Origin of the sequence: Parvibaculum sp. (assembly GCF_002684405.1) — a bacterium.
Taxonomy (GTDB): Bacteria; Pseudomonadota; Alphaproteobacteria; order Parvibaculales; family Parvibaculaceae; genus Parvibaculum.
Genome location: NZ_NYVD01000161.1, coordinates 15,127 through 28,683, shown reverse-complemented (window position 1 = coordinate 28,683; position 13,557 = coordinate 15,127). Strand labels below are relative to the sequence as shown.

Here is a 13,557-nt window from a genome sequence, read left to right as displayed (position 1 = left end):
GGTGACGGCGGGCGTCTTCCTCGTCGCGCGCATGTCGCCGGTCTTCGAGTTCTCGCCCTTCGCGCTGACGGTGGTCACGGTCATCGGGGCGATCACGGCGTTCTTCGCGGCAACCGTCGGTCTCGTGCAGAACGACATCAAGCGCGTCATCGCCTATTCTACCTGTTCGCAGCTCGGCTACATGTTCGCTGGCCTTGGCGTCGGCGCCTATGAGCCGGCCATGTTCCACCTCTTCACGCATGCCTTCTTCAAGGCGCTCCTGTTCCTCGGCTCCGGCTCGGTCATCCACGCCATGAGCGACGAGCAGGACATGCGCAAGATGGGCGGCCTGTTCCGCATGATCCCGGCGACCTGGCTGATGATGATCATCGGCACGCTGGCGCTCACCGGCGTGCCGGGCACCGCGGGCTACTTCTCCAAGGACGCCATCATCGAGGCGACATTCGTGGCCGATGCCAACCCGGCTCACATGTTTGCCTATGTGATGTTGGTCGTGGCGGCGCTCTTCACCTCCTTCTATTCCTGGCGCCTGATCTTCATGACCTTCCACGGTCAGACCCGTGCCTCTAACGAGACGCTTTCCCATGTGCATGAATCGCCCATGGTGATGATGCTCCCGCTGGTCGTGCTGGCGGTCGGTGCCATCTTCGCAGGCCTTGCCTTCGAGAAGCTCTTTATCGGCGATGCGCACAGCGCCTTCTGGCTCAGCTCCATCTTCCATGGCGCGGACAACCATGTCCTTCATGCCATGCATCACGACGTGCCGGCCTGGGCGGCCGGGATGCCGACCCTGATGATGCTGATCGGCCTCGCGGTCGCGGTGCTCTTCTATCTCGTCAAGCCCGAGCTGCCCAAGCAGCTCGCCCGCGAACAGGAGCCGCTCTACAAGTTCCTGCTCAACAAGTGGTATTTCGACGAGATCTACGACTTCCTCTTCGTCCGCCCGGCCTTCTGGATCGGTCGCCTCCTGTGGAAGCAGGGCGACGGCCGGATCATCGACGGCCTCGGGCCGGATGGCGTATCCGCGCGCGTGCTCGACGTGACGCGCGGCGTCGTCCGCCTGCAGAGCGGTTATCTCTATCACTATGCCTTCGCGATGCTGCTCGGTGTGGCGGCGCTGGCGACCTATTTCATGTTCGGGGGCGCGCACTGATGACCGACGGAAGCATTCTCTCGCTCATCACATTCCTGCCGCTCGCAGGCGCTTTGCTGATCGCCTTCGTTCGGGGCGACGAGGCAACGGTTGCGCGGAACGTGCGATACGTCGCGCTGTGGACGACGGGCTTCACCTTCATCCTGTCGCTCTACATCTGGTGGAAGTTCGACCCGACCACGGCCGACTTCCAGTTCGTGCAGGAAACCGAGTGGCTGGGCGGTTCGATCAACTACCACGTCGGCGTCGACGGCATTTCGATGCTGTTCGTCATCCTGACGACCTTCCTCATGCCCGCCTGTATTCTGGCAAGCTGGGACGCGATCCAGACCCGCGTGAAGGAATACATGATCGCCTTCCTCGTGCTGGAAACGCTGATGATCGGCGTCTTCTGCTCGCTGGATCTCGTTCAGTTCTACATCTTCTTCGAAGGCGGCCTCATCCCGATGTATCTCATCATCGGCGTCTGGGGCGGTCCGCGCCGCATCTATGCGAGCTTCAAGTTCTTCCTCTACACGCTGCTCGGCTCGCTGCTCATGCTGCTGGCCATCATGGCGATGTATTGGGATGCGGGCACGACCGACATCACGGTCCTGCTGACCCACGAGTTCCCGGCAGGCATGCAGACCTGGCTCTGGCTGGCCTTCTTCGCCTCCTTCGCGGTGAAGATGCCGATGTGGCCGGTCCACACCTGGCTGCCCGACGCGCATGTGGAAGCGCCCACGGCGGGGTCGGTCATCCTGGCCGGTATCCTGCTGAAGATGGGCGGTTATGGCTTCCTGCGTTTCTCGCTGCCCATGTTCCCGCTGGCCTCCGCCGATTTCGCGCCGTTCGTCTTCGCCTTGAGCGTGATCGCAATCGTCTACACCTCGCTCGTCGCGCTGGTGCAGGAGGATATGAAAAAGCTCATTGCCTATTCCTCCGTTGCCCATATGGGCTTCGTGACAATGGGCATTTTCGCCGCGAACCAGCAGGGCGTTCAGGGCTCCATCTTCCAGATGCTCAGCCATGGCTGGGTGTCGGGCGCACTCTTCCTGTGCGTGGGCGTCATTTACGACCGGCTGCACACCCGCGAGATTTCCGCCTATGGCGGCCTTGTGAACCGCATGCCGCTCTATGCCGTCGCCTTCCTCATCTTCACCATGGCGAATGTCGGCCTGCCGGGCACTTCCGGTTTCGTCGGCGAATTCTTGACGCTTATGGGCACCTTCATGGTGAACACCTGGGTCGCGGCGCTGGCCGCCACGGGGGTCATCCTGTCGGCGGGGTATGCGCTCTATCTCTATCGCCGCGTCGTCTTCGGCGAGATCCAGCGCGATGTGCTGAAAAGCATGAAGGATCTCAACATGCGTGAGGCGCTGACGCTGGCGCCGCTTATCGCGACGACCCTTTTCTTCGGCATCTATCCGACGCCGATCTTCGACATCACGGCCGTGTCGGTTGAGCACCTGGTTGCCAACTACCACGCGGCCGTCGAGGCCCATCAGACCGCGATGGGGAGCGGAATGCTGACGCATCTCGCCAGCCTCATCGGCATTCAGTAGAGCAGGGGCCGCAAGGACAGATTCATGGAAACCGCAGTGACCACGCTTCCCGCTTTTTCTCCCGCTCTGCCCGAGATGCTTCTCGCAGCGGGTGCTCTGCTGCTGCTCATGTATGGCGTGTTCCGCAAGCATGCCACGGCGCGCGATACCGCTTATGGCGCGCTGGCGCTCTTTGCCATCGTCTGCGGCGTACTGATCGGCCAGAGCGGCGGGCGCGTGACGACCTTCGAGGGCATGTTCGTCATCGACGGCTTCACCAAATATGTGAAAATTCTCGTCCTGCTTGCCGCGGCCGCGGCCATCATCATGTCGATGAACTTCATGGAGCGGGAAAAGATCGACCGTTTCGAGTTTCCCGTCCTGATCGTGCTGGCCACGCTCGGCATGTTCGCCATGGTGTCCGCCAACAGCCTGATCGCCCTCTATCTGGGTCTCGAACTGCAGAGCCTTGCGCTTTACGTCATCGCGGCCTTCAATCGCGACAGCACGCGGTCCACGGAAGCGGGCCTGAAATATTTCGTCCTTGGTGCGCTGTCCTCCGGCATGCTGCTTTACGGCGCGTCGATGGTCTATGGCTTCACGGGCAGCGTCGATTTCAACGTCATCGCCCACGTCCTGGAAGCCGGCGCCAATACCGGCGTCATCTTCGGCCTCGTCTTCGTGCTGGCCGGTCTCACCTTCAAGATTTCCGCCGTGCCGTTCCACATGTGGACGCCCGATGTCTATGAAGGCGCGCCGACCCCGGTAACCGCCTTCTTCGCCGGCGCGCCCAAACTCGCGGCCATGGCGCTCATCATCAATCTGCTCTACGGCGCCTTCCCGCATCTCCTGCCTGAATGGCAGCAGATCATCGTGTTCATCTCGATCGCGTCCATGGTGCTGGCCGCCTTTGCCGCCATCGGCCAGAACAACATCAAGCGCCTGATGGCCTACAGCTCCATTGGCCATATGGGCTATGCGCTTGTCGGCCTTGCGGCGGGCACGCCGGAAGGCCTGCGCGGCGTGCTTATCTACATGACGATCTATGTCATCATGAATATCGGCGTCTTCTGCTGCATCCTCATGATGCGCCGTCAGGAAGGCATGGTGGAATCTATCGACGACCTTGCAGGTCTGTCGCGTCACCAGCCCTTGCTCGCCTTCGTCTTTGCGATGCTGATGTTTTCGCTGGCCGGCATCCCGCCGCTCGCGGGCTTCTTCGGCAAGTTCTACGTCTTCATGGCTGCCATTCAGGCCCATCTTTACCCGCTGGCCGTTATCGGCGTGCTCTCCAGCGTCGTCGGCGCCTTCTACTATCTGCGCATCGTGAAGGTGATGTATTTCGACGAACCGGCGGAGGCTTTCGAGCCCATGCCGGGCGAGCTGACAGCGATGCTCACCATCTCCGGTATCTTCACTATGTTGTTCTTCGTCTATCCGCTGCCGATCATCGCCGGGGCGCAATCGGCGGTTGCCGCGTTGATGCCGTAAGGCGCGCAGCATGGCAGAGCAAGACACGAGCCTTCCTGCCGGATACCGCCATTTTCACTTTGGCGAAATCGACAGCACCAATGAAGAAGCCCGCCGTCTGGGCGATGCGGGCGATCCCGGCAATGTCTGGATCACGGCCGACCTCCAGACCGCGGGGCGGGGCAGGCGGGGCCGTGAGTGGGTGTCACCCAACGGCAATTTCATGGGAACGCTGCTCCTCAGCCCCCATTGCGGACCGCGCAAGGCGGGCGAACTCTCCTTCGTCGCCGCCGTTGCCGTCCATGATGCCGTGGAAAGTATCCTGCCGCCTCAGTTGAAAGGCGGGCTCAAGCTCAAATGGCCGAACGACCTCCTGCATGAGCGGCGAAAGCTCGCCGGCATCCTGCTGGAATCCTCCGGCGTCGCAGGGGGCGAGGTCGCCTGGGTCGCCATCGGCATGGGCGTCAACCTGGCCGTCCATCCCGAGAACATCGAATATCCGGCCACGTCTCTGGCCGCCATGCAGGCGGGCCATGTCACGCCGGTGGAGATGCTGGAGGCGCTGGCCGCAAGCTATGAGCGCTGGCTGGCCGTCTGGCGCGGCCAGCATGGTTTCGCCGCCATCCGAGAGGCATGGCTTGCCCGCGCCGAGGGGCTTCACGGCGAGATCACCGTGCGTTTGTCGGATGAGAGTTTTACGGGCAGCTTCGAGGGGCTCGCCACGGACGGCACGCTGGAAATCCGCCTGTCGGATGGCAGCCTGCGCCGGGTGGCGGCGGGCGATGTCTTTTTCGGCTCACCGACGCCCCCCATGGCGTCCTGACGCCTGCCGCGCTAAGAATAAGCATGAGTGAAACAACATCTCCCGCCACCGCCGCCGATACCGCAAGCGGCAAGCGCGCGGGCCCGGCGAACCCCGATGACGAGTTCCTGTTTCTGCCGCTCGGCGGATCCGGCGAAATCGGGATGAACTTCAACCTGTATGGCTACGGGACCGACGACGACCGGCAATGGATCATCGTCGATCTGGGCGTCACCTTCGGCGACGAGCGCACGCCGGGCATCGACCTCATCATGGGCGACCCGGCCTTCATCGAAGAGCGGCGCGACGAGCTGCTCGGCATCGTCCTCACCCATGCGCATGAAGACCATATCGGCGCCGTCGCGCATATCTGGCCGCGCCTGCGCTGTCCCGTTTATGCAACGCCCTTCACCGCCCACATGGTGCGCGGCAAGCTGATCGAGGCGGGGATCGAGGATGAAGTGCCCATGCACATCATCCCACTTGGCCATCGTTTCGATCTCGGCCCCTTCGACATCGAACTCGTCACGCTCACCCATTCCATTCTGGAGCCCAACGCGCTGGCGATCCGCACGCCGCTCGGCCTCGTGCTGCATACCGGCGACTGGAAGATCGATCCGGACCCGGTGCTGGGCGACGACATCGACGCGGCCCGTCTGACGGAAATCGGCGATGAAGGCGTGCTCGCCATCGTTTGCGACAGCACCAATGTCTTTTCGCCCGGCGTCTCCGGTTCCGAGGCCGATGTCGGCCGGAGCCTCGTCGAGCTTTTCAGGACGTGCAAGCGCCGTATCGCCGTCACCACCTTCGCCTCCAATGTCGCGCGGCTGGAAAGCATCGCCAAGGCGGCGGCGGAATGCGGCCGTCATGTCGTGCTGGTCGGGCGCTCCATGCACCGCGTGGTTTCCGCGGCGCGCGAAGCGGGATACCTCCACGACCTGCCGCCCTTCGTGAACGAAGAGGATGCGGGCTACCTGCCGCCGGAAAGCGTGCTCTATCTTTGCACCGGCTCGCAGGGAGAGCCGCGCGCCGCGCTGGCTCGGATCGCTGAAAACACGCACCCCAACATCGTGCTGGAGGAGGGCGATACGGTCGTCTTTTCCTCCCGCATCATCCCCGGCAACGACGTCTCTATTTTCGAGCTTCAGAACCTGTTGTCGGAGCGCGGCATCCGGGTCGTGACGGAGAAGGATCACTTCGTCCACGTCTCCGGTCATCCCTGCCGCGACGAACTTGCCCAGATGTATCAGTGGATCAGGCCGCGCGTTTCCATTCCCGTTCACGGCGAATCCCGCCATCTCGCAGAGCACGCCGCCTTTGCGCGCGAACTTCAGGTGCCCGAGCAGATCGTGGTGAAGAACGGGCTCATGGTTCACCTCGCACCGAACGAGGCCCGGGTGATCGACGAAGCGCCCTCCGGCCGCCTTTACCTCGATGGCGACATTCTGGTGGAAGCCGAAGAGGAAGCGCTGCGCATGCGCCGCAGGCTTTCCTTCTCGGGCGCGGTCTTCGTGACCCTGGTGATAGACGGCAAGAACCGCATTTGCGGCGACCCGCAAGTGCGCCTGATCGGCCTGCCGGAAGAAGATAATTTCGGCGTGTTGCTGGAAGACCGGGCGCTCGACGCAATCGACGAAGCGCTGGACCGGCTGCCCGCCAAGCGCAGGGGAGACGACGGTGCCGTTGCGGAATATGTCCGCCGCGCGGTGCGCGGCACGCTGCGCCGCGAATGGGGCAAAAAGGCACAGGTGGAGGTGATGGTCACGCGTATCTGACCCCGCCTTGCTACCGCCCCTGAACCGGCCTAATTTCTGGCCAGCGCAATTCCAGACCTAAAAGGAAACTCTCATGCTCGGACCGCTCAATCACGTTGCGATCGCAGTGCCCGACATCAAGGCCGCCGCGGAAACCTATCGCCAGAAGTTCAATGCGAAAGTCTCCGAAGCCGTACCGCAGCCCGACCATGGCGTGACCACGGTTTTCGTCGATCTCGGCAACACCAAGATCGAACTGCTGGAGCCGCTGGGAGAAGATTCGCCGATTGCCGGTTTCCTCGCCAAGAACCCCAAGGGCGGCATTCATCACATCTGCATCGAGGTCGATGATATCGATCAGGCCTGCGAAAAGATGAACGACGAAGGCGTGACCATCACCGGCACCGGCAAGCCGAAGATCGGCGCCCATGGCAAACCGGTCGTCTTCCTTCATCCGAAAGATCTGAACGGCACGCTGGTCGAGCTGGAACAGGCCTGAGGGACAAGCCCTCGCTTTCTTGAGACGGGATCGGACGGTCAATGAGCTGGTTCGCAGGCATCGCCATCTATTTCGTGATTTGGTGGATCACTTTGCTGGCGGTGCTTCCCTTCCGGGGAAATCCGGTCGCCGAGGAAGATCTGCGCGAGGGGCATGACCCCGGCGCGCCGGCGCGCACCCTGCTGCTCTGGAAGGTGATTGCCACGACGATCATAGCGGGCATCCTCTGGTGCATCGTCGCCTGGGTGATGATCTATCAGCCCATTTCCTATGACGACATTCCGTTCATGCCGAAGTTCTCGCCGGAATATAACGAGCCGGTCACCCCGGCAGCGCCCGCGCAGCAGCCCGGCAACTGAGGCAGGGCGGGGCCGGCGAGCTCCAATCCAACGCAAGCACGATTTCAGCGTAAAAAAAGCAAGGCCATGAAGGTGGACCTTGCCCAAATTCAGCGCAAAAAAAAAGCAAGGCCACGTACGTGGACCTTGCTTTGGGTTTTCCCTCATTTGGTCGCGCCATCGACCGTTGCCGGTCGTGTCTGCGTTTCCTCCCTAGACTTGGAACCTGTTTTTCGGCCCCTTTGTTGCGCAGAAAGATAGCGGGGATGCGACGCGATGTCACGCAAAAATCGTCGGAATGGTAACATTCGGCACGAAAATACGGCGGGTGCGAAATGAATGTCCGCCGTCACCTGTTTCCTGGCAACGAGCGAAACGGTGATGAGACGTTAAGCCGGATAGGGAGATGATGGCGCATGACCCGCTCGACCCGTGATTCCAGTCCCTTTCCGCGGCTTGGCTGCCTTATGGCGCTGATCGCCAGCCTGCTTTGCCTGATTGCAGGACAAGCCGCGGCGCAAGCGCAAAACCCGACAGTGAAACTGGCCGGAGGGGAGGGAGCGCGGATCGTTCGGATTTCGCCCGAAGCCTGCGAAAACCTCGACCTCTACGCCGCGCCCGATACCGTCGACGGCGCTGCGGACTATGTGCCGGGCGTGGCCGCCGATGGCCGCCCCGTCGCACCGGCCGATATCGGCGGCGGAACCGACTATGCCCCCCGCCGCCATTATGAATTCGAAGTGGTGGTCCGCCCGCTTGCCGGCAGCGCCACGCCGGGCGTCTCAACGAGTGAGATGAGCGTCGCGCATCTGCGGATAGACAGCCGCACCGGCGCGGTGGAAATCGACGGCGTGCCGCTTTCCGATGGAAGCCGCCAGGCGCTGGCCGAAGCCTGTGCAGAATTGCATCACACGCACACGAAACAGCCTCTGGAGCCCCCGCACCGCACTCCGGCGGATTGACTCCGGGCGGTCCCCCCGGGACCCTGATTATGGGCAAATCGGGTGGTGTTTCATGCTTGCGGGTTGGGTGAAGACGGGGGTCTTCGGCTTTTTCAGTCTGATGCTGGGGCTGGCGGTGTCGTCGCCTGCCATGGCGTCGGGCAATGGTCTGTGGACGATCACCAAGGATCACTGGAGCGAGAGCGACGAGGCCGCCTGGCGCGACTTCATCGCGGCAATTGGCGCGGCGGATTGCTGGACGATGGATGCCTGCCTCAAGAGCCCGGCCAATCCCTACCGCCATACCGATCCGAAGGGCGCGCGCTTCCTCGTGGACTGCGCCGATACGCCTTATGTGCTGCGGGCCTATTTCGCCTGGAAGAACGGACTGCCCTTCGCCTGGGCGAACGGCGTGTTGCCCGCCGACGGGGTGCGCGGCGACATCCGCTATTCGCCCTATGGCAACAGGGTGGTGAGCCGCGCGTCGGTGCCGCGCACGGCCTATGGCGTGCGCGCCATGCCGATCCTGCGCCAGCTCACCTGGACGATTTCGACGGCCATGTTCCGGCGCGATGCGAGGGCGTGGGACAAAACCATGTTCACCGATACCTATTCGCCGCGCCTCGACCGGGAAGCGATCCAGCCCGGCACCATCGTCTATGATGTGAACGGTCATATCGCGACCGTCTGGCGGGTCGAGCCCAATGGCCGCATCTGGATTTTCTCTTCTCACCCCGATCACACGGTGAGCCGCTCCTTTGTTGGACGGGAGTTCCTGCGCACCGGCCCCGAACTCGGATCGATCTTCCAGAAATTCCGCCCCATCCGCCTCGTTGGCGCGAGGCGGGCGGCCAATGGCTCGCTGATCGGCGGGCGTATCGTTGCGACGCCGAACAGCGAGATCCCGGATTTCTCGCTGGAGCAATATACCGGCAACCCGCCGGCCGACCCGGCGAACTGGCGCCGCGCGCAATGGGTGTGGCAGGACGAGACGATGGATTTCTACACCTATCTCCGGGCGAAGATGTCCTTCGGCGATCTCGAATACCGTCCGCTGGACGAAGTGAACGCCATGATGATGTCGCTCTGCCAGGACCTGCGTTCGCGCGCCCGCGCTGTGGAAATCGCGCAGGAAGAAGGCATCGACAACATGACGCCGCCGCGTCGCCTGCCGAATAACATCTACGGCACCGACGGGGTGTGGGAACTCTATTCCACGCCCTCGCGGGACGCCCGGCTGAAGACCGCGTTCAAGGAGCTTTACGATGCCGTCGTGCAGTTCGTGAAGCTCGATCTCATCGACGCTCCGCGCCTGAAATATGACGGCAACAATCTCGTCGGCGACCTTCTGCAGGCCTATGAGCAGAAGGCCGCGGCCTGCACGATTTCCTATCGCAATTCAGACGGCCGCATGGTGTCGCTCAATATGCGTCAGGTGACCGAGCGTCTCTTCAGGCTTTCCTTCGACCCTTATCAATGCGTGGAGCGCCGCTGGGGGGCGGGCGGAACGGAGCTTTCCACCTGCCGCGACGGCGCGGTGAAGACCCGCTGGTATGAGGCGCAGCAGCAACTCCGCAACCAGATCGACCGGACCTATGATGTCGATATGGGCTACAACATCACCGAGCTTGAGCGGGGTCCTTACGGGCTCAGAACGGGCAGGGGCGTGGACCATCCGCCCGAGGTCGATGTGCGCGCCTATCTGGAGGCCGCGGCCCATCGCTATTCCGTCATGGCGGACACGCCGGAACCCGCGGCCACTCGCTGACCCAACTGTCACATAGCCTTCGTTGACTTTGCGGGACGGGACGCGGAAGCTGCGCCGATTCCGCATGAGGGCCGGTGATGTATCTCTCTTTCTGGCGTGTTCTGATTGCCGCTCCGGGGCTTCTTCTGTCTGCCATGCTGGTCGCGCAACCGGCCATGGCTGCGGATTCCGCGCGCTGGATCGTCACCAAACCGGCATGGAGCCAGACGGATGAAGAGGCCTGGCGCGATTTCGTGGCCGGTATCGGCGCGGCGGATTGCTGGACCGTTCAGGACTGCCTCAAAAGCGCGGCCAATCCCTACCGGTTCACCGACAAGGGCACCGGCCTCTATGACTTCCTGATCGACTGCGCCGACGCACCGCTCGTGCTGCGCGCCTATTTCGCCTGGAAGAACGGACTGCCCTTCGCCTGGGAAGCCGAAGTCAAGCCGCTGGATGAAGACGGCAATGTCATCGAGAAGGTCAGGGACAGCGATGTCCGCTACTCGCCCCATGGCAATGCGATCACGAAGCGCGATGCCGTCCCGCGAACCGAGCATGGAGTCAATGCGCCGCGCCTCCTGCAACGGCTGACCACCACCGTCTCCACCGCCATGCATCGCTACGATGCGCGCGCATGGGACCCGGAGCTTTTCTCCGACACCTATTCGCCTGCCTTGAACCGAGAGGCCATTCAGCCCGGCACCATCGCCTATGACAGCAATGGCCATATCGCACTTGTCTGGAAGGTGGAGCAGAGCGGTCGTATCCGGCTTTTCTCCGCCCAGCCCGACAACACGGTAACGCGCGGCTTCCTCGGCCATGAATATGCGCGCACCGGGCCGGAGCTTGGCGCGATCTTTCAGAAGTACCGGCCCATCCGTGTCGTCGGCGCGACGCGCGCGCCCAATGGCGCGCTTGTCGGCGGGCATATCGAAGGCACGCCGAACAGCAAGCTGCCGGACTACTCGCTGGAGCAATACACAGGCAACCCGCCGACCGATCCGGACAATTGGCGCAATGCGCAATGGGTCTGGTACGACGAAACGATGGACTTTTACACCTATCTCCGGGCGAAGATGTCCTTCGGCGATCTGACCTATCGCCCGCTGGACGAACTGCGATCCTTGACGCAGTCGCTATGCCGCGACCTTCATTCGCGACAGCATTCCATCGAGGTGGCGCGGGACAAGGGCACCGATGAGATGCCTCCGCCCGAACGCCTGCCGGAAAACATCTATGGAACGGATGGTCTCTGGGAGAGCTATTCGACGCCCGCCCGCGATGCCCGGCTGAAAACGAGCTTCAAGCAGCTCTACGATTCCGTCGTCCTCTTCGTGAAGCTCGACCTCATCGATGCCCCGCGCCTTGATTATGACGGCAATGACCTGCCCGGCGACATGCTGAAGCTCTACAACGAGGAGGCTGCCTCCTGCCTCGTGACTTACCGGAATTCGGCGGGTAAGCCCGTGACGCTCGATATGGAGCAGATCTCCCGACGCCTTTTCAGGCTCTCCTTCGACCCCTATCAATGCGTCGAGCGCCGCTGGGGCGCGCGCGGCGCGGAGCTTTCCACCTGCCCGGACGGCGAGGTGAAAACCCGCTGGTATGAGGCCGAACAGAAGCTGCGTAACCAGATCGAGCGGACCTATGACGTCCGGATGGACTATACCGCCGCCGAGCTGGAAAAGGGCCCCTGGGGCGTCCGCACCGGGCGCGGCGTGAGCGAACCCCCGAATGTGGACGTCCGGGCCTATCTGGAAGGGGCGGTCCGGCGCTACTCGGCCCAATTGAACATCAAGCCGGACATTGCGAAGTCGGTGACGACCCCCTAAAACTTGACCCCTGTTTTAGCTGGCCCGGCGCGGGATTCGGCAGTTGCCGGAGAGGTGACGCCAGTCGCCTCGCGCTTCGGCCCCCAACGACAAGTCAGCACAACGCAATGCGTCTTTCCCGATATTTTCTGCCGACCCTGAAGGAAAACCCCGCCGAGGCCCAGATCGTCTCGCACCGCCTCATGCTGCGCGCCGGCATGATCCGGCAGACGAGCGCCGGTATCTATGCTTGGCTGCCGCTCGGCCTGCGCGTGTTGAGGAATATCGAGAAAATCGTCCATGAGGAGCAGGAAAAGGCCGGCGCCATCCAGATGCTCATGCCGACGATCCAGTCGGCCGATCTCTGGCGTGAGTCGGGCCGCTACGACGCTTATGGGCCTGAAATGCTCCGTATCAAGGACCGGCACGACCGCGACATGCTGTACGGGCCGACCAATGAGGAGATGATCACCGAGATCTTCAAGAACTCGGTCCGCTCCTATCGCGACCTGCCGCGCAATCTCTATCACATCCAGTGGAAGTTCCGCGACGAGATCAGGCCGCGTTTCGGCGTCATGCGCGGGCGCGAATTCCTGATGAAGGACGGCTATTCCTTCGACCTCGATGTGGACGCCGCGCGCCGCGCATACCAGAAGATGTTCGTCTCCTATCTGCGGACCTTCGACCGCATGGGCCTCAGCGCCATTCCCATGGCCGCCGATACCGGTCCCATCGGTGGCGACCTCAGCCATGAATTCATCATTCTGGCGGAGACCGGCGAATCCGCCGTCTTCTGTCATCGCGATCTGGTGGATATGGATGTGCCGGGCGACGACCTCGATTATGAGAGCGACCTTGAGCCCATACTCCGTTCACGGACGGAGCTTTATGCCGCGACCGACGAAGTGCATGACGAAGCGAAGTTCGAGGCCGAGGTGCCGGAAGACAAGCGCATGACGGCGCGCGGCATCGAGGTCGGCCATATCTTCTTCTTCGGCACGAAATATTCGAAAGCCATGGGCGCGGTCGTCTCCGGTCCGGACGGCAAGGAAGTGCCGGTCCAGATGGGCTCCTACGGCATCGGCGTCTCGCGCCTTGTCGGCGCCATCATCGAGGCGAGCCATGACGAGAACGGCATTATCTGGCCCGAAGCCGTGGCGCCCTTCAAGGTCGGCCTCGTCAATCTCAAATCCGGCGATGAAGAGACGGATGCGGCCTGCGAAGACATTTACGCGAAACTCACTTCCGCCGGGATAGAAACGCTCTATGACGACACGAACGAGCGGGCAGGGGCCAAGTTCAGCAACATGGACCTGATTGGCCTTCCCTGGCAGCTCGTGGTCGGCCCGCGCGGGTTGAAGAACGGCGTGGTGGAAGTGAAGAACCGGGCGACCGGCGAGAAGGAAGAACTCTCGATCGATTCAGCGCTGAACCTTCTCACCAGCTGAACCGGTCAATTGCACGGCGGGGGCGAAAGGCGAAAACCGATATGAGTGACAATGCAGGCCTCGCAACC

Annotated in this window: 11 protein-coding genes; all 11 read left to right on the top strand. The window is 62.5% G+C overall.

All coding sequences use genetic code 11. From position 1 onward, the window contains the following. Positions 1-1,153 (top strand): NADH-quinone oxidoreductase subunit L (locus CMI59_RS15025; RefSeq protein WP_293329044.1); only part of this gene is annotated, 1,153 nt, incomplete at its 5' end. Continuing rightward, complete coding sequence (locus CMI59_RS15020) at positions 1,153-2,697, top strand: NADH-quinone oxidoreductase subunit M (RefSeq protein ID WP_293329043.1); 1,545 nt, start codon at positions 1,153-1,155, stop codon at positions 2,695-2,697. The genes CMI59_RS15025 and CMI59_RS15020, both read left to right, overlap by 1 nt. A 24-nt stretch (positions 2,698-2,721) precedes the next feature. Continuing rightward, positions 2,722-4,167 carry an NADH-quinone oxidoreductase subunit NuoN gene (gene nuoN, locus CMI59_RS15015; RefSeq protein WP_293329042.1) on the top strand — a complete coding sequence of 482 codons (1,446 nt, stop codon included), beginning with the start codon at positions 2,722-2,724 and terminating at the stop codon, positions 4,165-4,167. A 10-nt stretch (positions 4,168-4,177) separates the two neighbouring features. Further along, positions 4,178-4,969 (top strand): biotin--[acetyl-CoA-carboxylase] ligase, encoded by a 792-nt coding sequence (locus CMI59_RS15010; protein WP_293329041.1) that lies wholly within the window; start codon positions 4,178-4,180, stop codon positions 4,967-4,969. A gap of 143 nt (positions 4,970-5,112) precedes the next feature. Beyond that, entirely contained in the window at positions 5,113-6,723 is a 1,611-nt protein-coding gene (locus CMI59_RS15005; RefSeq protein WP_293329048.1) for a ribonuclease J, read from the top strand. A 73-nt stretch (positions 6,724-6,796) separates the two neighbouring features. Next, positions 6,797-7,201 carry a methylmalonyl-CoA epimerase gene (gene mce, locus CMI59_RS15000; protein WP_167095165.1) on the top strand — a complete coding sequence of 135 codons (405 nt, stop codon included), beginning with the start codon at positions 6,797-6,799 and terminating at the stop codon, positions 7,199-7,201. Between the two features lie 41 nt (positions 7,202-7,242). Further along, positions 7,243-7,560, top strand: coding sequence for a DUF1467 family protein (locus CMI59_RS14995; protein WP_293329040.1), 318 nt, complete (start codon positions 7,243-7,245; stop codon positions 7,558-7,560). A 395-nt stretch (positions 7,561-7,955) separates the two neighbouring features. After that, positions 7,956-8,501, top strand: coding sequence for a hypothetical protein (locus tag CMI59_RS14990; protein WP_293329039.1), 546 nt, complete (start codon positions 7,956-7,958; stop codon positions 8,499-8,501). A 52-nt stretch (positions 8,502-8,553) separates the two neighbouring features. After that, positions 8,554-10,248, top strand: a complete 1,695-nt coding sequence (locus tag CMI59_RS14985; protein ID WP_293329038.1) for a hypothetical protein — start codon at positions 8,554-8,556, stop codon at positions 10,246-10,248. A 77-nt stretch (positions 10,249-10,325) separates the two neighbouring features. Next, positions 10,326-12,062 (top strand): hypothetical protein, encoded by a 1,737-nt coding sequence (locus CMI59_RS14980; RefSeq protein WP_293329037.1) that lies wholly within the window; start codon positions 10,326-10,328, stop codon positions 12,060-12,062. A 107-nt stretch (positions 12,063-12,169) separates the two neighbouring features. Beyond that, positions 12,170-13,489, top strand: coding sequence for a proline--tRNA ligase (gene proS / locus CMI59_RS14975; RefSeq protein WP_293329036.1), 1,320 nt, complete (start codon positions 12,170-12,172; stop codon positions 13,487-13,489). Positions 13,490-13,557: the final 68 nt, after the last annotated feature.

Coding starts and splice junctions, on each gene's coding strand:
- CMI59_RS14995 (WP_293329040.1), top strand. CDS start 7,243: ATGAGCTGGTTCGCAGGCATCGCCATCTATTTCGTGATTTGGTGGATC.
- CMI59_RS14985 (WP_293329038.1), top strand. CDS start 8,554: ATGCTTGCGGGTTGGGTGAAGACGGGGGTCTTCGGCTTTTTCAGTCTG.
- CMI59_RS14980 (WP_293329037.1), top strand. CDS start 10,326: ATGTATCTCTCTTTCTGGCGTGTTCTGATTGCCGCTCCGGGGCTTCTT.
- CMI59_RS15005 (WP_293329048.1), top strand. CDS start 5,113: ATGAACTTCAACCTGTATGGCTACGGGACCGACGACGACCGGCAATGG.
- proS (WP_293329036.1), top strand. CDS start 12,170: ATGCGTCTTTCCCGATATTTTCTGCCGACCCTGAAGGAAAACCCCGCC.
- CMI59_RS15020 (WP_293329043.1), top strand. CDS start 1,153: ATGACCGACGGAAGCATTCTCTCGCTCATCACATTCCTGCCGCTCGCA.
- CMI59_RS15010 (WP_293329041.1), top strand. CDS start 4,178: ATGGCAGAGCAAGACACGAGCCTTCCTGCCGGATACCGCCATTTTCAC.
- CMI59_RS14990 (WP_293329039.1), top strand. CDS start 7,956: ATGACCCGCTCGACCCGTGATTCCAGTCCCTTTCCGCGGCTTGGCTGC.
- mce (WP_167095165.1), top strand. CDS start 6,797: ATGCTCGGACCGCTCAATCACGTTGCGATCGCAGTGCCCGACATCAAG.
- nuoN (WP_293329042.1), top strand. CDS start 2,722: ATGGAAACCGCAGTGACCACGCTTCCCGCTTTTTCTCCCGCTCTGCCC.